We start from the raw sequence: 21,369 nt of genomic DNA, 5'->3' as shown, positions 1-21,369 counted from the left end.
AAAAACTTTTCTGGTTTGGATGCTGAAAAGAGTGAACAGGATTTACGCAGTATGGCCGCTCAACTGATCTTAGCAGCAGACAAACTTGCCGTTAACAAAAAGTAGGCTGGAAGTGAGAAAGTAATGTTTTAGAAAATCTGATTCTCAAGCTCAACGTAAGACGCGAATTCGATTAACGACCCGGAGATACTAAGTATGACTTTTGACAAAGACACTTTACTCACACTTGCTAATGGCGAACCTGCCTCTAAAAAGGCCTTAGCTTACCTTGCAGCTACGGCATTAATTGGCGTATTCTTCAAAGAATCAGAAATTTTTTTGTGGACTAAAACGGTTAGTATAAAAGCCATTAAAAAACTTAAGAGGAGCTACCATAAAAACTTTGATATGCCATTTCCAGTATCAAGGCGTAGAAAATTGTTTAGCGCTTGGGTAATGATCACTGTGTTAGTTTTACTGACTGCAATCCTATTTATTCAGGGCTTATCCATATCAGCACTTGGCTTTTTATCAGCTCAAAACCTAACTCTTACGAATATGCTTTTAATAGTAGGAATTGGTGCATTAATGATGATTTTTGGTAGGCATTTATCAGTCACCGCGCACAAAATTGCAATTGAAAATAGCATTAACCTATTCCCATGGAGAAAAAAAGTTGGAAATAACCTTTAAACTCGTTGTAGGCGCGATATTTCTGAGGCTAATTTCCTGCACCTTACTTTTGTAAATGACTATGACTGACTCATCTAGCCAAGAATATTTAAAAGAGAAGTACAGCGAGTATTGTGAAAAGCCAACCGCTCTGCATCAAAGATCGCATGACTACTTGAAACTGCGAAGTGAGCCAATTGATGTTTTGGCATTTTTATTGGTTGAAATTGACTCAAATCACAGAAGTAGTCCGGCTGACCCATCTGCCCTTCTTGGACTGAGGTCGGCGGTTCAGGTCATCATTAATGAGCGAATTGCTAGGCGTCAGGAAGAAATAACTCTGCGGCTGAACAGAACCGGTCGTCGACTGGCTTGGGTGGGTATTTTTGTCGGCGTTGTTGGGGCAGCTGCCACTATTGCTGGTATATTTTTATAGGTTGGAAAATGACCAGTCAAGGCAATACGAGCTCCTATGTCCCTTTTGACTGCGAGTAGATTAACTAAAATAGGATCAGAGAGATGCAAAGGCATAAACTAAATTCACACCTATACAATTTTTTTTCGGAATACAAATATATACTAATTATAGCCTTCACAGCCTGGTTGTCTGGGTGTGCAGGAAAACACACGCTAAGACCAGATAACTACTATTCCATCAACTCTGAAAATCATGTCATCAAAGTTGCATTTGATCAAGAAGGCAGCATTTATCCTATCGACTCAAATCACGATGCCTTCGATTGGGAGCCTTCTTGGAAATGTAGATTTGCAGATTGTGGTTGGCAATTACATAGAATTAAAAATGCAGATAACAAAGAGTTAGTATACGACTACTTCACCGACCATAAAGCGGCCCTCTCAATAATAACCAAAGATTTAAACGAAAGCATTCAATCTACAGGTCATTTGGTGGTACTAATTCATGGATTTAATAATGATCACGACCAAGCTAGTGCTAACTTTGGCGAGATACAAAAAAAGATCGAAAAAGATGTAACGTTTTTAGAAGTGTATTGGGATGGATTAGGCGGTTGGCAACCGATCAGTTTTTGGGGTGATGCGTTGACCTATTCCAACTTAGCGGGACAACTTGGCCTTCGTAGAATACTAAACAGCGTTGAAAATAAGCCTCACCTTACCTTTGTTACGCATAGCCGAGGAGCAGCGGTAGCTTTAAGTGCTATTTCTGACCCAAAGTATGACGAAGATATATGCGCCCCCCAAGAAAACAATGTCAATAAAACAAACATCGAACTGTGTGCGAAGCAACTAGGCGAAAATGTTCCATTAGACCCAGACAAGCCTCTGCCGCGATTTTCGCCCTTTAAAAGTGGTAATTTTTCGTCCTTAAATACAGCGATGTTTGCGCCTGCAATAGGCAGTGGGCACATTTGGGAAGGCACAAGTAGATACCTTGGTGAGCTAGATAAAGTAAACCTGATTGTTGGCGCAAATACTAAAGACTTTGCCACAAGCAAGGTAGTTGCTGGCCACGAGTTTTACGGAGACACCTCTCTCGGTGGAAATAAATGCTATATCGAATCTGCCACTGCTAACTTATACCGGAAAGAATCCAACATCCGTTTACAAACACTATGGTTTCATAAAGGGCGCTATCACGGTTTATTGGATTATTTTGACCAAAAAACGAATAAACAAAAGCCCGAGTGTATGTTGTGGGCCGCCAGCTTAATTACAACAAAACCTCACGAATGTAACTTAAAACAAGTAAAGCTAATAAACACTAGAATGCCGCAGGCGAAATGAATGCTATCGATGGTCTGGAGGCCTTAGCGCTCGTATTGGATAAGATAACCGACACGGCGAGATATGTTGTGGATCTAACGCACCATAATGAACAGAAATGTATCAAAAAAAAATCGAACAACTGAACAGATGATATTGGAAATGAATGAAGATGCTATTGTCATAAATGAAGTGACGCTAACACCAGAACAATCAAAGGCTCTAAAGGCTGCTATAGAAGGATATTATAGTGTGCTACAACTCACCCACGATGAAGAAATTGCAGCGGGTGGTGGTCTTGATAAACGCTTAAAAGATCCTATTCGAGATATCCGTAATCTATTCAAGTAATGTATTCGATTAAATTGGAGGTTGGAAATGACAATAGATGAAATCAATACGCTTATCGAAGGCAAAAAGCGTCTCAAAGTAGCGTCTACTGATCGACAAGAAATATTCTCATTGGCAGTTGAAATAACTGACCTAGAGAAACAACGTGATAAGTTAATTACATTTTCCAAGCGCGCCAGCGCATGGCAAGATGAGTACGAAAAGCAAAAGGCGAAGCCGTCTCGGTCGCCTAGTAATACACCATCAATGTGAGGTTGGAATATGAGAGATTGGAAATAAGGCACCGATTGTCACACCCAATCGACCAAGATAATTGTCGTCAGCCGGCCATCCTAATTGTCGCCGAACAGGCTTCGATGGTTGGTAATGCCCTCACTTTGTTCAGGTGTTGAAATGACAGCGAACCGAACAAGTCGAACCTGCAATTCGCGGGTTTAAGATAAAGCCGTGGCAATGGTCACCGAACAGGTTTTTAACATTGCGAAGGCCGCAGAACCATAATTTTCAGGTCTCAAAATATGTACATAGGGTCGGAGCAGGCAGGCTAACCAAAATAGATAGCCCTGTCTGCCCTGAGTTAAAAAGGGGCCTGCACTCTATTATTCAGCTTATTGCACGACACCAGCTTAGTTGCTGACCGATTTGACGGTGACTGTGGTGGGGGCACTGTTTTGTGTGAGTGACCACTCGATACGTTGGCCTACGGATAATCCAATCAATGCTGATCCTGCAGGGGTTAGAATAGAAATACTCTTTTCCTTGTCTCTTTCATAAGGGTAGACCAGCTTTAGTGTGAAGGTGCGGTGCGTAGTCGCAATTGAAAAGGTGACGGTCGAGTGCATTTTTACTACATCATCTGGCATTTCTTTATCGGGTAAAATTTGGGCTCGCTCAAGCTCTTCGATCAGGTTGTCGCAGTTCTGCCCTCCATCGATCGTGTCCAACAGATTTGATATTTTGAGATAATCGCTCTGGCTAATGATAACGTTGGGTTTTTTCATAGTAAGTCTGTCAATAAGTTTCGTGAATGGGTTGCTAGCGCTATAACGTATGGTTTTCAGTTTGGGTGTTGCTACGTTTTACTGAAACGCGATTGTTGGCGCAGTGTCGTGATTTGGTAGCCATTGCTTCTTGGCATAGTAGGCTGCAATTTCTCGTGCAAGTGAATGCACCGTGGATTGTTCCGGCGTAATTTCACAGCGGATATTAAGTGTATTGCACCTTGCTTGGGTGGCGGCACCGATGGCAGCAAATGTCGCCATCTTGTATAGCTGTGGGTACCTGGAATGCGGGGCTAGACGCGCAAACGCTTGGGCGGATGAAGGCGATGTGAAAGCAATGTAGGGGCCGGTCAGTCAGTGCATAGTTGCTGCTAGTGGCCAAAAGTCTGTGCCGGTTTGCGTGGGCCGGCGTGCTGGTCAAGTGCCACGGAATAATGATCTCGCTGAGCGATATTACGCTATTCTCGGTAGGTCATTGTTTGGATTGGATATGGTTGAGTGACATCGGTCAGCTGATCAAATTCCCGCTTTAGCTCGTTAGGCGTGCGAAAGATACAGCGTTCAAAAGTGATCTTTATTTTAGGATCTTTAAACGTTTCGTTTACATCCGAACTTATCGATTCAACAAACCTCTCGTTTATCAGTCGATATAGCGATTTCATTGGTGGGAAAAACCTTGGCTGAAGCGCTAAATTCAATAACATATTCTGAATATTTAGTCTCGCAATGAAAGACGCATCCAGCGTATACCTGTTTTTGAAGCGAGCGCATATTTTTGCATAGATTATTAGCCCCACTAAACAATCGAGATTCGGTGCTTCGTGAAATGGCGGCTCATTTAAAGCTTCATAGAATTTTTTATTCCGATGCGGCGTGCTTGGTGTTTTAAATTCGAAAGCGTCGTCATCGGCATTAAAATTCACCAAACTCACATACAAACTGGGCCTTAATTGCTGGGCCGCTAACGTGAGTGAGTTGCTGTTTACATCATCTCCCAAGATCCTCCAAAGAGGGTGCTCGGCAACACGGGCGCTGCCAGGCAGTGCATCTTCGAATGCGGCAATAAGGTCATAATCTCTTAAATCATATTCCTCGCTCGCACATCGATATATCTTGCTGCGACTTGAGCTTATCTTTTTAGCGTATCGCGGTGATTTCTCAGCAAGTATTTCGGGAATCTTGGAATAAGAAGTGCCCAGCCGGTGACAAAGTTCGTTCACATAGAATGCGCTCCTCGAGCGCATAACCAATCGCTTATTTATAGCTAATTGATCTTTACTTGGATGATCTCCCAAAATTTTCATTTCCTCTAAATCAAAAATTTTGTTTCTTTGATATGGCCATAAATATAGCGCTCGCAGACTAAAAATGCTGTTTCAAAAACCGCCAAAAATGAAATTACGGTGCAAAGGGACCAATCTGGCACTTTTCTATCCCCTATATACACTGGTTATTAAGTGTTACGGCAATAGTCAGTGAGGGGGACAGGTCCTTGGAATCCAATCGAATGATGCCCGCAGAGGCGGATCTAGAAAGAGAAATCTATACCTCGCTGTTTGAGGCCTATGGGCCGGTCGTGACAGGCAAGGCGCTGTGGTCAGCGTTGGGTTACATCTCGGATGATGCGTTTCGTATGTCGATCTCACGTGGCGAAATGCCGATTCCACTTTTTGGTATTGAAAAACGGCGCGGGCGTTATGCACTTGTGAAGGAGGTCGCTCGCTTTTTAGCACAGCAACGCACTCAGAACTTGGAATCGCCAAAGCGAGAGGAGGTGAATTATGTAACTGTCGAACGTTAGCCCTTTATTCAGCGAGCTAAAACGAAAAAAGACCTGAGGACGGCAATCCCCAAGTCTTTTTGAAGCTAGTCGATAATGACCCCGACTCCTTTCAGTTTTATCCTCAAAGCCGATTCTGTCAAGTACAGAGCTACATTTTGATGTTGGCTTTGCGGGCTCGCTGTGCCGAATGATTTGTTGAACAAGGTACAGCTATGACTTTAACTGCACGGCGGGAGGCTTTACGCCTGCTGCTTCAAACTAAACTCTCCAATCGAAAAATCGGTGAGCTGCTGGGTGTTTCACGCAATACCGTGGCTCGCGACCGCAAAAAAATACAGCTCAAACAGTGGTGCTGGTCGGATATAGAGGCCATGGATGATATTGAGCTGTCTGGCCATATCCACGGGCATCGCCAGCATGATTCAAACAAAGTGATGCCTGACTGGCCAGAGACCCATAAGCTACTGCAGGCCAAGCATCAGACGCGCATTGAGTTATGGGAGAGCTACCGCGATGCCCATAAGGACAATGCCTATTCGTACTCCCAGTTTAACCACCATTACAAGCAGCACGTAAAAACCTTAGACATCTGCATGCGCCAGATTCACTACGCGGGTGAGGTGGTGTACGTGGATTATGCCGGTAAAACGATTCCGTATTATGATGACGCAACACAAAGCCAGCGCCAAGCGCAGGTGTTTGTGGGGGTTATGGGATGCTCGAATTACACTTTTGTTTTCGCATCGGCTAGCCAAAAACTTGAGAACTGGATTGAAGCGCACAACCGCATGCTGTGGTTTTTTGGCGGTGTGCCGCAAGTGGTAGTGCCCGATAACTTAAAGTCTGCGGTCACCAAGCCAGGGCGCGACCCCGTCATTAACCGATCTTATCAGGACTGGGCCGAGCACTGTGGCTTGGCGATTGTGCCAGCGCGGGTCAGAAAACCCCAAGATAAATCCAAGGCGGAAATCGGGGTGAAACTGATTACTCGCTGGATTAGTGTGCCGCTCTCGCGCCAAATGTTTCAAAGTGTGCATGCGATTAATCAAGCTATTGCGCCACTATTGCAGCGCTTTAATCAGCGACCGTTTAAACGTTTACCGGGTTCCCGCGAGTCGCATTTTAATGAACTGGATAAAACGGTATTGCGCCCGTTACCAGATGCGCCGCATGTCTACGGCGAGTGGCTAGCCGAGCAAAAGGTTGGGCCGGATTACCATGTGTATGTGCAAGGACATGCTTATTCGGTGCCGTATCATCTGGTGGGCAAGCAGGTATCGGCGCGCATCTCGTTGAAATCGGTTGAGTTGTTTTGTGTGCACAAACGTGTGGCCTGCCACTTGCGCGATGATATCGTGGGTGGTGCTACGACCCAGCCAGAGCACCGGCCTGCGAGCCATCACGCCTACGCGAACCAGAGCCTCGAGAGCTACACCGAGTGGGCGTTGACGTTAGGTACGGCCACTGCGAGTTTTGTGGCAGCGCAGTTTAAAGGTCGGCACGATCATTACATGCCAGCCCGCCAAGCCTGCGGTCGCGTAAAGGCGCTGGCTCGCCAGTATGACGCTGTAAGGCTCGAAGCTGCGTGCCAGCGGGCGCTGGATATTCAATCGCCCACGGTGAAAAGCCTGACCTCAATCCTGCGCAACAATCTCGATGCCAGTTCAAGCGATGACACCATTCTCAATACCATTCCTGAGCACAGCAATGTTCGAGGGCCAGACTACTTTTTGATAGAGGAGCCATCGGAAACAGATTCAGTAGAAGACAGCGCCGAGGGCGACCTGCCTAAGAGAGGACATGACGATGCTTAACCAGCCAATTGTTGAACAACTCAAAGAGTTAAAGCTATCAGGGGTACTACGTGCTTGGGAGCTGCAACAAAGTGATACCCGCTTCCACAGTTTAAGTTTTGAGGAGCGCTTAGCGCACTGCGCCGAAGCTGAGATTCATGATCGCAGCCAAAAGCGCCAAACACGCTTGTTAAACCAAGCCAAGCTCAAACAAAGCGGAGCCTGCATTGAGGATATTAATTACACCGCACGGCGCGGATTAGATAAAGCGCAGGTATCGTCATTGGCGCTGTGCCAGTGGGTTGAGGAAAACCAGAATGTCATTATCACAGGGCCAACAGGCGTGGGTAAAACATGGCTTGCCTGCGCACTGGCGATGCAGGTCATTCGGAGGGGCTGGCCGGTGCTCTATTTGCGAGTGAGTCGGTTCTTGGAGCAAACGGCTATCGCGCGAGCAGACGGATCTTTGCCCAAGCTGCGTGTACGCCTAGCCAAATGTCACTTACTGATATTGGATGATTGGGGTTTGTCGCCGCTAACCGAGGTAGGCCGACAAGACTTACTTGAGTGCATTGATGACCGCAGTGGTAATGGTTCAATCATTCTCGCCTCGCAACTGCCGATCAAAAGCTGGTATGACTATATTGGCGAGCCAACGCTGGCGGATGCCATACTGGACCGTATCGTTCACCGCTCCCATAAACTCGAGTTACAGGGCGCCTCCATGCGTAAACGTGTAGGTATGGGCTCTGCGACGAAGGAGGGGAAATTATGAGCGCTATGATTCAAGAGCGACACCGTATGTGCTGTGTGCAGACGCCTTTAGCGATTGAGCAGCCACACCATCCGGCAGGGCATACCGCTCAACAAGTGTTTAGCTATTACCAGAAGTGCTTATGGCAATCCTCCCGCGCACAGTGTTATTTAGAAGAGCGCGGTTTATTGGACAAGGCGCTGCTACAGCAATTTCACATAGGTTTTTGTGACCGCACGCTTCATCGCCAATTACCGGTGGCAAAATCTGTGGCAGGGCAACGGGCGCGTGGTCCCTTACGGCAACTGGGTTTGATGCGACCTTCGGGGCGTGAGACATTTGAGGGGGCGATTGTTGTACCTGCGTTGTGTAATGGTATGCCTTTGGCGGCGTATGGTCGGCGGGTAACACCTAAACTGGCTTCGCGGTGCGTGCCTTACATTTATTGGGCTACCCAGGAGGCAGGCTTATTTAATGAGTTGGTGATTTATCGGCATCGGCATGTGTATTTATGCAAAACGCCCATTGAAGCGCTGACACTTATTAAAGCGGGTATTAACAACGTGGTCAGCTGCTGGGGGAATGCAGAATTGACGAATAATCAATGGCAGCAGCTGAGTGATGCTGGTTTAGCTAGCCTTACCGTTGTGATTAATAAAGGGGGATTCGCTCAACAATTTATCGAGCAGTTACGGTCTGTTACACGGGAACTGCCGGTTATGCTGCGTTACATAGCACTCCCGAAACGTTGTGATTTAAATGCGGCTTGGGGAAAGCTTTCGGGGGACCGCGCGGCGTTTCATTCTTTACTTGCCAACGCCCGGCCTTATTTAGCGGGGGCTTTATGAACGATACCGCTGAATTACTTCACGAGGGCATTGAGTGTTATCTCACTTACTGTGAATCTCACGCCCAATCACTCACAACAATCCTTAATAAAAAGCGCATGCTTTTCTACTTCGCCAGCTGGTGTGAGCAAGAGCAATTAACGCTTCTTGCGCAAATCGGCATGGTGGAGTTTGAGCGCTATAGCTTGTACTTGTGCCGCTATCGGAAAGCACTTGATGGCGAGCCGTTGGCTCACTCTACTCGGCGCTTGCGGTTAACCGCTGTGCGCGAATGCTTTCGCAGGTTGTATTGTATGGGCATATTACCAGCACATTCACTTGCAAAATTTGAATTACCGCGCGTGCCAAAGTCCTTACCGAAAGCCGTCTTCACGCTTGAGGATATCGAAATGATTATTGACCAAGTACCTGAGTATGGCGCTAAAGGCTTGCGTGATAAGGCGCTATTGGAAGTCTTGTTTGCGACCGGTATTCGCACCGCAGAGCTGGCCCGTTTAAACGTCGTCGATGTGGATATGGCGCGTAAGCTGTTGAGCGTGAGCAAGGGTAAAGGCAAGAAGGATCGCGTTGTGCCTATTGCCGAACGCACTGTTCTGGCGCTTGAGAATTACCTTCATCTGTCGAGGCCGCGCTTACTGAAGTTTGAGGCGACTGATGCACTTCTGGTGAGTAATCGTGGTAAGCCGTATCGGCCCGAGCAAATGTCGCGCTTGGTGTCCCAGTATATTCAGCGCTCTGGCACGCTCAAGCTCGGCTCTTGCCGTAAATTTCGCCATGCGGCAGCGACGCTAATGCTTGAGAATGGCGCCGATATTCGTGTGATTCAAGAGCTGCTAGGTCATGAAGACATTACCACCACGCAAATTTATACGCGGGTATCGCCGGATTTATTGATTAAGACTTATCAGGCTACACACCCTGCGGCCTTATATGGGGTGAAATAATAGAGGGGCTGCCACAGCTCTTTGGTTGTCGTTTGACAACCAAAGAGCTGTGGCATAAGCTAGAGGTACTTATGAGACGAAAACAACATACCAATAAAGAGATTGAAGCCGCATTGCTCCATGCTGAGAAGCAAGGCTGGTCAGTTGTCGCAAAAGGCAGTCATGCGTGGGGGCGAATTAAGTGCCCTTTTAACGATAAAGACTGCCGCTGCGGAGAATTTTGTATTGCGAGCGTTTGGAGTACGCCGAAAAATCCATCTAACCATGCTCGCCAATTAATGCGCGTCGTTAATAAGTGTGAGCGGAATATTGACCTCATCAATGCTGACAACACCAATGACAATCATGATGACGGAGAGAATACACAATGAATGAGTATGAATTTACATTAATCTATTCGCTTCCCGATAACGATGCTGACCCTGATCAATACATCGAACAGCTCGCGGAAGCAGGTTGTGATGATGCATTGATTGGTGTGGGGCGCCGAGGCCGCATTGCGCTAGATTTTATTCGTGAGGATAAGAGCGCAGCGTTAGCCATTGTCAGTGCGCTGAAGCAAGTAAAGTCTGTAATCCCTGAAGCTCGATTAATTGAAGCAACGCCCGATTATGTGGGGCTAACTGAAGTTGCCGATATTATTGGTTGTTCGCGACAAAACATGCGTAAGCTTACCCAAAACCATGCGCTATCTTTCCCCGTTCCAATCCATGAAGGCAAAGCAGCTATTTGGCATTTGTTTCCCGTACTTGATTGGTTCAAGCAGCGTGAGAGTTACAAGATTGATAGTAGGCTTATAGAAGTTTCTAAAACCGCAATGGAAATTAATGCGGCCAAACAGCTGGTCAGTATCCAGTCGCCAGTAGAGAATTATACCCAGCTGGTGTAGCGATGATGGCTGGCATTTACTGCCAGTAATAATTACGATATTTTGAGCGCACATTCAGTGCGTTTTTTTTCGCCCAAAATTTGCGTTTACCCTTGCGGTAAGCGTGTTTTTTAACAAATTCCCTTATGCCAAACTCTTCAATTGTTGAGTGGTTTTTGACCGGTAGGTTTTAAAAGCCACTCAGCTTTATATGAAGGCGCGGTTCTACGACCCCGATGTGGGCCGGTTCTTGAGTCAGGATACTTATCTTGGGGAGGGGACTGAGGCGCCTAGTTTGCATCGGTATTTGTATGCCTATGGGAATCCTAATTATTATTGGGATCCTGATGGATATTGCTCAGCGATAGGTGGTGCCGCTTCTTCGGCCAGCTTATGCGGGCAAGCTATGGCCTACGCCATGACTGGCGATGACCGCCACTTAGAATTAGGGCTTGAGTTGGAGCAGCAAGCACTGGAACTTGCGCCGAAATTCTATGGCAGTCTGGTTGGTGGGGCCGGTATTGCTGCGGGGGTAGGAGCAACAACAGCCAAATGCGCAGGCTCTGGTGCGTGTAGAGCGTCAATCTCCACGCTATTAACTGGCTTTGGCTTATCGGACCTCTCTGTTGAAGATCTCGTGCCTGTTGAAAAAATGGCAAAAGGTGCAGTAAAACTTTTAGATGATGGGGTGAATGCTGTAAAGTCCGGCGTTGCGGCGGCTAAGAAAAAGCTTGCTGGGCAGAGTACTGTAGAACAGCCGCTAATTGAGGGTAATCAGCAGACTAGTGATATTGGGAACAGTGCTGGGGCTCAGGCTGATGCTGAGTTGGCTGTTCCTACTCAGCAAAATCTAGGAACTAGTGTTACGTTTGATGGTTATAGATTCTATGATCCGGAATATGGATTGATGAGCACGAACCCAGCAAATACTTATAGGTTCTCTGATCCGAGTTATCGTAGTACAGGGCAGGATGGATATTTTGCTGGTCACCCATCAACAGCTTTTGCTGAGGTTAGAGGCAAGGCAAATGGAAATTTATATCGAGGTCAAATTAAAGCCGATAATGTTTTAGATCTTACAAAATCAGATGTTAGAGGTTCATATGGCGCTGACCTTGGCGAGTTAAAAAAGAAAACAGACACCGCTGAGTATGATTACACTAATGAAATGTCAAATAGGGCCTATGATGACGGTTATAGCGGAATCAAATTTCCTAGCTCAAGAACTTCAGGTGATAATTTAATATTATTTGATGGGCGAAGTGATTCTTACAACATGAATACAGTCTTTGACGTTCCTGTGGATCATTAAAATGATAAACAATATATTATTAAAAAAATCCGGCGTGAAGGCGTTTTCTTGGGGTTGCTGCAATTGTAAAAATAGAAACATACTTTATTTGGCTGATTCACATAGCAGTAAAAATGCAGTGGGTGCTCGATGCTTGGCTTGCCAAGTAACTATATGGTGTGATGGGCGTAATGATTTAGTTTTAAATGAACTGACCAGACCACCTGAAAAATCTGGTGAACAATATGTAAGTTGGCGAAAAAAAGTTATTGATAAATTTTTACAGTCTTTCGGGGGTTGCCTGAACTGTGGAGATAAAGCGGCTTATGAACTTGTAACTAATAAGCCTTCTAAAGAAACAACTTGTCTTTCATGTGGAAAAATTAATATGGCACCAAAGTTAGAAGATGTAACGATTGAGCATGAGAATGATGAGTTGCAGTGGCGGTCATAGATTAGAGCAATAAAGAAGTAATCTGGGACACCCCAAACACTACGTAGCGAGTAAACGTAAGCCCAGCCAACCGGTTGGGCTTTTTAGTGTCTATCTCTTCGCTTTAGGGCGCGAGACACAGGGACGTCACTCTAAAAGTCACTGTTTTTGGCCCTGAAACCAGCGCCATGTCCTAGCCTAACCGGCACAGGCTGGCACTAACCTCCGGCACGGTGGCTCATGTGGGCCGGTGCCTACAAGCAATACAGTCAACATCTTGATCGTCGATTTTCTGCTGCAATTGTGGATAGAGGTCGTCATGTTGAGTGACGCGATAAACTTCAATCGAATCTACGCTGTGACCCTTTTTCTTTAACAGTGGTTCTAGAATGTTGGGCGAGCAATTACCTTTCGGAAATAGAATTTTTGCAGGCTTCCTCGTCCGCGGAATAATTGACGCTAATGCCTCGGCTGTATATTGATGCGGAATAATGTCAACATGTAAACCTTGGTTTTCGAGGTGTGCAGAGACCATCGGCCCGCCTGCACAGAGGGTTCCATTGTTAAACACGAGAGGGCATATGCCCAAGTTGCTGCAAAGCGTAAGCGTATTCTCCACCGCATATCGCGATGTAAAAATCGTGTAGTCGTAGTCTGCAGCATTGTTAAAGCATTCGTTTTGCTCGCTATTTAACGTAACGGGTTCAATGCTGACCGTGGGGGATGCATAGACCTGAAAGCGATTGCTTGGCAGCACATGGGTAATGCTGTGCAATAGCTCAGGTGGCCGCGTGATAAATACGGATATTTTATTAAAGTGAGACATAGCTAAGCCCGCCAAGAAGGGCGCGCGCAAACCCTGAGAGGGGTGTGCGTTTCGAGTTTAAGAAAAGGTTGGAGCTAAAGGTTTCGGGCGGCCAAGTCAGCTATGCTTGGTCGCCCTTAAATGAGAAAGGCGCGAGCAAGCGAAAATGCTCCGCGGTTGGCAGAGTTCTGAGCTTGTCTCGTTAAATGTGATGTGCGTGGAATCGAGTTCATGCTTACATTAATATGCTAGACATCCATGCATGTCAACTTAAAATTAATTATTATTCGGTTACACGAGTGCCAGTGCACATACCATTGCTTGGTCGAATTTTAACCCTATTGGCTAATTGGGTAGTGCCAATCCACTTGAGCAGTCGATTGGTTGTGCACGGCACTTACGATCAGATAAGCTCAAAGAGCTTAACAATATAGGAGAATAATATGGTATTACCGATTGAAGAGGGCCAGTACAAAGTCCGTAAAGGCAAGATCTACAGTTAAATAAATCTTGAAGATCACGGGGATGACTTCATTACGTTTGAGCTTGTTGAATCTGAATATCCAGACGATATGGGTGCAATATCGGTTGAACTTAGCAATAGTGATTGGGAAGATTTTTGTGCCATCAACGGCATAACAGCTCTATAGGGTGAGAATAATGGCGGCAAGCAACGAATGGCAAGCGCTATGGTGTATTAGCTCAGAGTTAATCTGACAGTTATTTATTTTTCAATAGCACCTGTCATTTTATGTCTGAGCTAATACATGTCATTGTAATTGACAATAACGATCTTGAATAGATTGAATCTGCTCACCTACCTAGATAGGTGCATAGTGATCGAAATTAAACGGACACACACTCTAAATTCTGGACAAAAAGTGATCATTGGCTAGGCTTAAGGTATTACCCTCTGCCGCTAGGTGATTACCATGACCAAGGCTCGCAAAGTCCAGGTTTCGCTAGACACCACGCCCTATTATCACTGTGTCAGTCGATGTGTTAGAAAGGCTTTCTTGTGCGGCCGAGATAACCACACGGGGCAAGACTACGAGCATCGTCGTCAGTGGATTGAAGACCGCTTATTGCTATTGGCTGAGGTCTTCGCCATCGATTTGTGTGCCTATGCCGTGATGTCGAATCATGTACATACCGTCTTGCATATCAATGCTGCCGAGGCCCATCACCTGACGGATTTAGAGGTGTGCGAACGCTGGCATCGGCTTTATAAGGGTACGGTGCTCACACAAAAATACGCTCGGCAGGACCCCATGAATAAAGCCGAGCAAGTCGCCGTTAAAATGCGCATTGATCAGTGGCGCCTGAATCTATTTGATATTAGCAAGTTTATGAAGGCGCTGAATGAACCGATTGCTCGCATGGCCAATGCGGAAGATAAATGCACGGGGCGGTTCTGGGAGGGGCGTTTTAAATCGCAAGCGCTGTGTGACGAAGCGGCATTAGCGGCCTGCATGGCTTATGTTGATCTGAATCCAATTCGCGCGAAAATGGCCGAAACCCCTGAAACCAGTGATCATACCTCGATAAAGCAGCGTATTGCGGCCGCTAAAAATAATGAGACCCCAAAAAATCTAGCGCAATTTGTCGGTAACCCGCGCGAACCGATGCCGCAAGGCTTGCCGTTTACATTGATGGATTACATTGATTTGGTGGATTGGACGGGCAGGGTAATGCGCGATGATAAACGAGGCCATATCATCTCAACTTTACCCCCAATTGTTGATCGCCTAGGTATCGAGCCAGACAACTGGTTAGAGCTGACCCGGGCTTTCGAAAAGAACACGAAAACCTTTGTGGGGGCTGGTGATCATATCGAAAGTGCCGCTTTTGCAATGGGGTACCAGCGCACGCCTAATCGGCGGCGCTGCCAGTCGTTATTTGGCTGATCAGCCGCTTATTCCCCTCCGCTTTCCTCACGCCTCTAGGCTTAACTTAGCTTGGGTATATGGCTCGTTGTTCTAAAAATACATTTTTGATAGCCTGTGGTCATAAGATCACGGGCCTACAGCTTCGCCTGAAAAAGATTGCTGGGCCTGAAACATCGAGCGGGTAGATTTGATTGTTTTTTAAAGTGAGTGTCCTGTTTTGATTAATTGTTAGTGTCCTGTTTTGATTACAAAAGTCTCATCAGGTTGTGCTGGCACTGTTGTGTATTGGCAAACAGAAGATTTCGATGCAAGATTAAGTTTTTTACTTTCCAAAGGGGCAACACTTTTTCGCGGCCCGATGGATCTTAAAAGTGGTGTTCGTATGTGTCAGGTATTAGACCCTTTTGGAAACCCATTTGGGATTCGTGGGTACCCTAAATAATTACGGTCATAAATCGGGTAAGCGCTGGTTTCTAGCCAGCTCTCCCTGCACCACTCGGTATGCTGATCCACAGGGCTCGCTTTCAGATTGGTAATAAATTTCTACCCAATGATCACCTAGCGTTTTACATTTTTGCATTCGATAACGAATATATTGGCTCCTTTTTTCGCGAGGTTATCCGCACTTAAAGCTCACAAAGTATTCCCTCTAAAAGCGAATTTTAGCCGATGGAAAAGTGTAGGCGTATGGGCCGAAGGCTTAACCGCTATGCGTTTTGTTGATTGCTTACGCACGCCCTCAAATAGGCTATAAATATCCGAGTGAGCATCTGAGTGCATTTATTTTTGGTGTGCGTCTGGGTATGTTGTTTGGCTCCCAATGCACGCACAAAGCTGCTATTGCTTTCTTTAATAGTCGGCTTAACTCCATCACAAAACGCCATGGTCACTGCTTGATGTTGCGCTCTTGCGGTGCACTTGTGCGTACAATTAGGCTTATTGATATAAAGAGCCTTTGGGGCTTAATTCTAGGAGTTGAGTGATGGCGTATTTTTCGGCAGTTAGCCATATTCTGTTAATGGGTTGTTTTAGCTTGCTTGTTGCCTGTGGTGGCAAGATGGGGGCTGCTGGGGATTCCGTTGCTAGTGGATCGTCGGCGAGTTCTGAGTTAAGTGAAGGTTACTTACGTTTGGCACCCAGTATCGCGATGATTGATAAGTCTCGTTTTTGCGCTGCGCCTGCGGCGCTAGGCACGCGTGTAGTGAGCTTTCGGTTCGAGCGCGACTTTTTACAGCAGCAGTTGCTTGGCGAGGGTTTGGTGGGAACGGTGCATGGGGTTATGTCTATTAACCAACAAGCTGTTTTTACTTATCGCAGCGACACTAACTTTTTTGATGCTGAGGAATTAAGCCTTGTGCCCAATGATGGGCAAGTGGCTGGGGCGTTAGCGTCTGTCGGGCGGCATGACCGGATTCGCATACAGGGAAATTTATTGCAAACGGGGGATGGTCCTCGGCATGTACTGGTGGAGGCGTTGGAGGTGCTCGAGCCCTATGCTACGCGCTACGATTATAATTACCGTGTTGATGAGACACTGTTTGAGGGTGTTGATCGGGCAAAAATTTTGGCGCAGGTTCACGCCATTGTTGATGGTGGCAAGGGGTTGGTGCTTGAGCATGAGGACATGGTTTTGCCGGTGATTGTTGATGCTAGCCATCAAGCGCTAAGTGCAGCTTTGTATCGAAATGATATTGTGCTGATCGATGTGAGTATAATTCGTGCTGATAACCGGCCTTTGCATTTCCGAACAGATGCCGCTGTGGTCGATGCTTTGCAGCGCGTTGATGCGATGGTAGGTTGCCATAACCGTGAAGTAGTGTTGCAAGGTGCGTTGGTGCGCTTTGCGGCTAGCCCGGCAATATCGCGTGATGTTTATGCGGTTAAAGTGAGTGATGCCAATGGTATCGCGCGCATTTATACGTTGTTTCCTGGCATTGGCTTTGAAGACCCGGCCGCGTTTAATGCGTTATTTTCAGCGTTGTCTGAAAAGGCCCAGGCGGCATGGCAGGCCAATTTGGCCACGGCGGTGGCGGGGCGAAATTACTTTGTGAACCCAGTAGTACAAGTGAATGTAGCCGGGCGAATAAATGTAACTACCGCAAACCAAGCAAACCCCCAGCTGTATGTCGATAATGTCGAGCAGCTAGAGTTTAGTGTTGGCGAATAATATTTATGTTTACTTTGTGGCTGCTTTTGTTTGCAGGGGGTAGTGTTTGATCTTGATATTGGGCCTGCATGCTTGTGATTGTGAGCAAAAGCTTTTGGCGTGAGGCCTACTTTTTACTTTAGGATTTATTATGTCAGTGACACCGACCAGTAAGCTGGATCGCATTCTTGCGGAGCAGCGCGAATATATTGCAACTCGTGAAAAGGGGTACCGTGAGCGAGCATTAAAAATGTACCCTTGGGTGTGTGGCCGATGTACCCGCGAGTTTAACCATAAAAACTTGCGGGAGCTAACGGTGCACCATCGGGATCATAATCACGATAATAATCCTTCTGATGGCAGTAATTGGGAGCTACTTTGTGTGTATTGCCATGATGAAGAGCATACTAAGTTTTCTAACCAAATTATTTATGGCAGCCGAAAATCTGCGGAGGTTGCGCCCGCCACTTTTAATCCTTTTGCTGATTTAAAAGCTCAAATGGAAAAAAGCAAAAAAGAATAATGTCTGTTGTTGAGGGGTAGGGTGGGGAAATAAAAAAACTCCGTTTTTCCGCAGCTGAATGGCGTACAGCTGCGGAAAAACGGAGGGTCGAGGAGGAGAGGTTGAGCTAAGCTTGCTGCAATTTTATTGGGGGCGAATAATTAAGGCGCTGCAATCGCCAGCGTAAGCGGCATTTTCTAACCAAGGGAACAGCTTGCTGCTAAAGCCTTGGCAGTGGGCCACTACGGTATGGCTGGTGCCGGCATTTAAGGCATCTTGCATTAGTTGAGGTATGTCGGCTTCGCGTTTGGGGTGTAAAATTCTAAGGCCCATTACATCGAAGTTAAACTGCGCAAGCGCCTCGCGGCTAATTAGCATTGGGCATATCCATGTGAGCCAACGCCCGTTATGGCCATCAGTTTTATGTTGATGGCTAAGGTGGGCCAGCATGGCAAAGGTTAGATCGCCTTGCGGATTGTTGCCTGCCAATATTATCTCGCTAACCTTAGAGGGCCGGTTGGCTGCGGCATCTGCGGTATTGTATTGGCTTGGTTGCTGCAAAGAGAGAGCTTGCATAGTTTTATCCTCGGCGAATAACGCCAACGCTAATGCCTTCGATAGAAAAACTGCTATCGCGTAAATCTACTTCAATAACATCAAAGTCTTCATTTTCGGGGAATAGTTGTACCAGTGCGCGGTTGCCTTCGCGGCGATAGCGCTTGACCGTTACTTCGTCTTCCACGCGCGCCACGACTATGTCGTTATTTTTGGCGGTTTTAGATTCGCGAACAGCCAGTAAATCGCCGTCAAGGATACCGGCGTCTTTCATGCTCATGCCGCGTACTTCCAGCAGATAGTCCGCAGACGGGTGGAAGAAGTTTTGCGGTATGGGCAAATAATCCTCGATGTGTGCGGTGGCCAAAATGGGGTTGCCTGCGGCAACGCGGCCTACAAGCGGTATGCCGCGGGCCTCTTCGGGTAGGCGGATGCCGCGAGAGGCGCCTTCGATAATTTCAATGGCGCCCTTTCGTGCTAGGGCCTTGATGTGCTCTTCAGCGGCATTGGCCGACTTAAAGCCCAAAATCTTCGCGAGCTCTACGCGAGTTGGGGGGCAGCCGGTGTCTTCCATATGCGATTTAATAACATCGAATACTTGCTGCTGTCTGGCGGTAAGTTTGGACATTTTGCCTCCAAAGGTAAAAGTACTGGTTGGCTGTACAGTATGTGATTATAAGCAGTAATTGCTGTAGTGCAAGCACCTTTTTCAGTGTAGTGGTTAAATTTGTGGGGCAGTGGGAGGTTGGTGCTTGCTTGTGCAGCCGTAAGGCTTTGGAGTTTGTTTAGGCAATGCTGCTATAATCGCGACTTTTGGCCACGGATAACTACTCTCATCATGATTTTTAAAACCAAGATGTACTGGTCCTTTGCGCAAGCAGTGCTGCTTGCGGGCGCATCGCAGCTGGCGATAGCGCGAGACATTATCATTCCCAAGCCTCCTCAGGTTGCGGCAAAAGCCTATATTCTTATCGATGCGCAAACAGGGCATGTGCTAATTGAGGAGCAAGCTGATTCTCAGTTGCCCCCAGCGAGCCTTACCAAAATAATGACAAGTTATATTGTCTCTGAGGAGGTGGCGCGCGGCGATTTAAGTGAGCAAGATAAGGTATATATCACCGACGATGCATGGCGCCGCGGCGGCACATCCAGTGGTGGTTCGACCATGTTCTTAAAGCCACGCACGGAGGTAGAGGTTATTGACCTTCTGCGCGGTGTCATTATTCAATCGGGCAATGATGCTTCTATTGCGCTAGCGCAACATATTGCCGGTAGTGAGGGTGCCTTTGCCGATGTAATGAATCAAACGGCCACCTTGCTTGGCATGCAAAATACGCACTTTAAAAATGCAACGGGCTGGCCGGCTGAGGGGCATTTAACAACGGCGCGGGATTTAGCCTTGTTGGCACAAGCCACCATTTACGACCACCCCGATCACTATGGCCTTTATGCTGAACAAAGCTTTACCTATAACGGCATTAAACAAGATAACCGCAATAGCTTGCTGTTTCGCGATAGTAGCGTAGATGGATTGAAAACCGGCCACACTGAAGCTGCAGGTTATTGTTTGGTGGCAACAGCAGACAAGGAAGGCATGCGTTTGATTTCTGTCGTGCTGGGCACGCGTTCTAAAGAAGCGCGTGCGGTGGAGTCGCAAAAGCTGCTGTCTTACGGTTTTCGTTATTACTCAACACATACTGCCATTAAAGGTCAGCAGCCATTACTTGATGAGCGCATTTGGCAGGGTTTGAATAAACAGGTGTCTTTAGGGGTGATAGATGACATCACCTTAACCATTCCGCGCGGTGCCAGTGACAAACTGGAAATGGTAACCACGGTTGACGACACCATTAAAGCCCCTGTTGCGGTTGGGCAGCCTTTGGGCACCCTAGCCATTACTTACGACGGCGAGACCCTATACCAAGGTAGCTTGGTTGCGCTTTATGATGTGGAGCAATCTGGTTTTTTTGCGCGTTTGTGGGATAGCTTGATGCTGTTTATCAATGGTTTGTTGTCATGAGTGAGCAAAATAATCCCCCGGTTATTGAGTTTCCTTGCCCTAATTACCCAGTCAAGATCATTGGTGATGCTTTTGAAGGTTATGAGGCAGCCGTGCTAGAGGTGGTTGCTCAGCACGCGCAGCTGTCGGCTGCGCCAAAGCCACTTAACCCCAGCCGCAATGGGCGCTTTGTTTCATTAACCGTGGCTATTATTGCGACAGGGGAGCCACAGTTAAAGGCGTTGCACGAAGCACTTAAAGGTTTAAGCTTCGTTAAGATGGTGATGTAGTCGTGGTTGATCAGGCTATTGTTGATGAAACCCCTTCGCTACTGACACCCATATTGGTGAAAGACCTTGGTGTTGCGCCTTATAAGGAAGTATGGGCTGCTATGCAAGCATTTACCAATGCGCGCGCAGAGGAGGATCCCGCACACCCGATATCTGACGAGCTATGGATTGTTGAGCATTTGCCCACCTACACTCAGGGGCAGGCCGGCAAGGCTGAGCATATTATCGGTGACCCGACGGCGCCGGTTGTGCAAACCGATAGGGGGGGGCAGGTGACTTACCATGGCCCAGGGCAGTTGGTGTTTTATCCGCTGCTGAATTTGCGGCGCAAGCAGCTGGGTGTGCGTGAGCTTGTCACCCATATTGAAAACAGTGTGATTGCGTGCTTGGCAAATTACGATGTGCAGGCGGCCGCCCGAGCGGATGCGCCAGGCGTTTATGTTGGCGATAAAAAAGTGGCTTCTTTGGGGTTGCGGGTGCGCCGCGGTTGTAGCTTTCACGGCGTGGCAATCAATATTGCTATGGATTTGACCCCCTTTGATGCCATTAACCCCTGTGGTTACCCTGCGTTAGAAATGGCGCAATTGATAGATTATGTTGACCAAACCCCCGCAGATTTAATTGCAGGAGCAAAAGCACGTTATGTAGAGTGCTTACTCACAGAGCTTAAGTGTGTGCTGGCGAATGAGCATGGCTAGCCGGCACTTCCCAGTGGCAATA

26 protein-coding genes are annotated in these 21,369 nt (G+C 47.0%); 20 read left to right on the top strand and 6 right to left on the bottom strand.

Translation table 11 applies throughout. The features are described from left to right. Window positions 1–195 precede the first annotated feature (195 nt). The 5 genes from MARGE09_RS15895 (at window position 196) to MARGE09_RS15875 (ending at window position 3,000) form a co-directional block, all read left to right on the top strand. Window positions 196–672, top strand: a complete 477-nt coding sequence (locus MARGE09_RS15895; RefSeq protein ID WP_236983486.1) for a hypothetical protein — start codon at window positions 196–198, stop codon at window positions 670–672. Between the two features lie 61 nt (window positions 673–733). Next, a complete protein-coding gene (locus tag MARGE09_RS15890; RefSeq protein ID WP_236983485.1) occupies window positions 734–1,087 on the top strand; it encodes a hypothetical protein in 354 nt (117 codons plus the stop codon). 83 nt (window positions 1,088–1,170) lie between these two features. Beyond that, on the top strand, window positions 1,171–2,418 hold the full coding sequence (locus MARGE09_RS15885) for an alpha/beta hydrolase (protein ID WP_236983483.1): 1,248 nt from the start codon (window positions 1,171–1,173) through the stop codon (window positions 2,416–2,418). Between the two features lie 87 nt (window positions 2,419–2,505). After that, window positions 2,506–2,748, top strand: coding sequence for a hypothetical protein (locus MARGE09_RS15880; protein ID WP_236983481.1), 243 nt, complete (start codon window positions 2,506–2,508; stop codon window positions 2,746–2,748). Between the two features lie 27 nt (window positions 2,749–2,775). Continuing rightward, a complete protein-coding gene (locus tag MARGE09_RS15875; protein ID WP_236983479.1) occupies window positions 2,776–3,000 on the top strand; it encodes a hypothetical protein in 225 nt (74 codons plus the stop codon). A gap of 374 nt (window positions 3,001–3,374) precedes the next feature. On the opposite strand, the gene rnk is transcribed toward MARGE09_RS15875, so the two are convergent. The 3 genes from rnk to MARGE09_RS15860 form a co-directional block, all read right to left on the bottom strand. Next, complete coding sequence (gene rnk / locus MARGE09_RS15870; RefSeq protein WP_236983477.1) at window positions 3,375–3,749, bottom strand: nucleoside diphosphate kinase regulator; 375 nt, start codon at window positions 3,747–3,749, stop codon at window positions 3,375–3,377. Between the two features lie 78 nt (window positions 3,750–3,827). After that, the gene (locus tag MARGE09_RS15865) at window positions 3,828–4,088 is read right to left on the bottom strand and encodes a uroporphyrinogen-III synthase (protein WP_236987393.1); all 261 of its coding nucleotides are present in this window, start codon (window positions 4,086–4,088) and stop codon (window positions 3,828–3,830) included. Window positions 4,089–4,207: 119 nt separating this feature from the next. Then, the gene (locus MARGE09_RS15860; RefSeq protein WP_236983475.1) at window positions 4,208–4,969 is read right to left on the bottom strand and encodes a hypothetical protein; all 762 of its coding nucleotides are present in this window, start codon (window positions 4,967–4,969) and stop codon (window positions 4,208–4,210) included. Between the two features lie 272 nt (window positions 4,970–5,241). Here MARGE09_RS15860 and MARGE09_RS15855 point away from each other — a divergent pair, with 272 nt between their 5' ends. The 9 genes from MARGE09_RS15855 to MARGE09_RS15815 all read left to right on the top strand — a co-directional run bounded on the left by MARGE09_RS15855 (window position 5,242) and on the right by MARGE09_RS15815 (window position 12,484). Continuing rightward, entirely contained in the window at window positions 5,242–5,550 is a 309-nt protein-coding gene (locus tag MARGE09_RS15855) for a hypothetical protein (RefSeq protein ID WP_236983473.1), read from the top strand. A gap of 194 nt (window positions 5,551–5,744) precedes the next feature. Then, window positions 5,745–7,346, top strand: a complete 1,602-nt coding sequence (gene istA, locus MARGE09_RS15850; RefSeq protein WP_236983471.1) for an IS21 family transposase — start codon at window positions 5,745–5,747, stop codon at window positions 7,344–7,346. Then, on the top strand, window positions 7,339–8,100 hold the full coding sequence (gene istB / locus MARGE09_RS15845; RefSeq protein ID WP_236987392.1) for an IS21-like element helper ATPase IstB: 762 nt from the start codon (window positions 7,339–7,341) through the stop codon (window positions 8,098–8,100). The genes istA and istB overlap by 8 nt, the downstream gene beginning before the upstream one ends. Further along, a complete protein-coding gene (locus MARGE09_RS15840) occupies window positions 8,097–8,927 on the top strand; it encodes a toprim domain-containing protein (RefSeq protein WP_236983469.1) in 831 nt (276 codons plus the stop codon). The genes istB and MARGE09_RS15840 overlap by 4 nt, the downstream gene beginning before the upstream one ends. Then, the gene (locus tag MARGE09_RS15835) at window positions 8,924–9,871 is read left to right on the top strand and encodes a tyrosine-type recombinase/integrase (RefSeq protein WP_236983467.1); all 948 of its coding nucleotides are present in this window, start codon (window positions 8,924–8,926) and stop codon (window positions 9,869–9,871) included. Before MARGE09_RS15840 ends, MARGE09_RS15835 begins: the two co-directional genes overlap by 4 nt. Window positions 9,872–9,942: 71 nt before the next feature. Continuing rightward, complete coding sequence (locus tag MARGE09_RS15830) at window positions 9,943–10,242, top strand: hypothetical protein (RefSeq protein WP_236983465.1); 300 nt, start codon at window positions 9,943–9,945, stop codon at window positions 10,240–10,242. Next, window positions 10,239–10,760, top strand: a complete 522-nt coding sequence (locus MARGE09_RS15825) for a helix-turn-helix transcriptional regulator (protein WP_236983463.1) — start codon at window positions 10,239–10,241, stop codon at window positions 10,758–10,760. Before MARGE09_RS15830 ends, MARGE09_RS15825 begins: the two co-directional genes overlap by 4 nt. Before the next feature lie 190 nt (window positions 10,761–10,950). Next, entirely contained in the window at window positions 10,951–12,051 is a 1,101-nt protein-coding gene (locus MARGE09_RS15820) for an RES domain-containing protein (RefSeq protein WP_255711686.1), read from the top strand. A 1-nt stretch (window position 12,052) separates the two neighbouring features. Further along, window positions 12,053–12,484 carry a hypothetical protein gene (locus MARGE09_RS15815; protein WP_236983460.1) on the top strand — a complete coding sequence of 144 codons (432 nt, stop codon included), beginning with the start codon at window positions 12,053–12,055 and terminating at the stop codon, window positions 12,482–12,484. A gap of 217 nt (window positions 12,485–12,701) precedes the next feature. Here MARGE09_RS15815 and MARGE09_RS15810 read toward each other — a convergent pair whose 3' ends face one another. After that, window positions 12,702–13,289, bottom strand: coding sequence for a uroporphyrinogen-III synthase (locus tag MARGE09_RS15810; RefSeq protein ID WP_236983459.1), 588 nt, complete (start codon window positions 13,287–13,289; stop codon window positions 12,702–12,704). Between the two features lie 911 nt (window positions 13,290–14,200). Here MARGE09_RS15810 and MARGE09_RS15805 point away from each other — a divergent pair. The 3 genes from MARGE09_RS15805 (at window position 14,201) to MARGE09_RS15795 (ending at window position 17,826) form a co-directional block, all read left to right on the top strand. After that, window positions 14,201–15,175, top strand: coding sequence for a transposase (locus MARGE09_RS15805; RefSeq protein WP_236983458.1), 975 nt, complete (start codon window positions 14,201–14,203; stop codon window positions 15,173–15,175). Between the two features lie 964 nt (window positions 15,176–16,139). After that, entirely contained in the window at window positions 16,140–17,324 is a 1,185-nt protein-coding gene (locus tag MARGE09_RS15800) for a hypothetical protein (protein WP_236983457.1), read from the top strand. Between the two features lie 130 nt (window positions 17,325–17,454). Continuing rightward, the gene (locus tag MARGE09_RS15795; RefSeq protein WP_236983456.1) at window positions 17,455–17,826 is read left to right on the top strand and encodes a YajD family HNH nuclease; all 372 of its coding nucleotides are present in this window, start codon (window positions 17,455–17,457) and stop codon (window positions 17,824–17,826) included. A gap of 123 nt (window positions 17,827–17,949) precedes the next feature. On the opposite strand, the gene MARGE09_RS15790 is transcribed toward MARGE09_RS15795, so the two are convergent. Beyond that, complete coding sequence (locus MARGE09_RS15790) at window positions 17,950–18,381, bottom strand: hypothetical protein (protein WP_236983455.1); 432 nt, start codon at window positions 18,379–18,381, stop codon at window positions 17,950–17,952. Window positions 18,382–18,385: 4 nt separating this feature from the next. Beyond that, window positions 18,386–18,988, bottom strand: a complete 603-nt coding sequence (gene lexA / locus MARGE09_RS15785) for a transcriptional repressor LexA (protein WP_236983453.1) — start codon at window positions 18,986–18,988, stop codon at window positions 18,386–18,388. 228 nt (window positions 18,989–19,216) lie between these two features. Between lexA and MARGE09_RS15780 the strand changes: the two genes are divergently transcribed. The 3 genes from MARGE09_RS15780 to lipB are packed head-to-tail and all read left to right on the top strand — an operon-like array spanning window position 19,217 to window position 21,347. Further along, the gene (locus MARGE09_RS15780; protein WP_236987391.1) at window positions 19,217–20,380 is read left to right on the top strand and encodes a D-alanyl-D-alanine carboxypeptidase family protein; all 1,164 of its coding nucleotides are present in this window, start codon (window positions 19,217–19,219) and stop codon (window positions 20,378–20,380) included. Further along, window positions 20,377–20,649, top strand: coding sequence for a YbeD family protein (locus tag MARGE09_RS15775; RefSeq protein WP_236983451.1), 273 nt, complete (start codon window positions 20,377–20,379; stop codon window positions 20,647–20,649). The genes MARGE09_RS15780 and MARGE09_RS15775 overlap by 4 nt, the downstream gene beginning before the upstream one ends. Before the next feature lie 41 nt (window positions 20,650–20,690). Continuing rightward, a complete protein-coding gene (gene lipB / locus MARGE09_RS15770) occupies window positions 20,691–21,347 on the top strand; it encodes a lipoyl(octanoyl) transferase LipB (RefSeq protein ID WP_255711991.1) in 657 nt (218 codons plus the stop codon). The last annotated feature ends 22 nt before the right edge of the window (window positions 21,348–21,369 follow it).

The organism is Marinagarivorans cellulosilyticus (genome assembly GCF_021655555.1).
Lineage (GTDB): Bacteria > Pseudomonadota > Gammaproteobacteria > Pseudomonadales > Cellvibrionaceae > Marinagarivorans > Marinagarivorans cellulosilyticus.
This window is presented reverse-complemented; position numbering and strand designations above follow the sequence as displayed.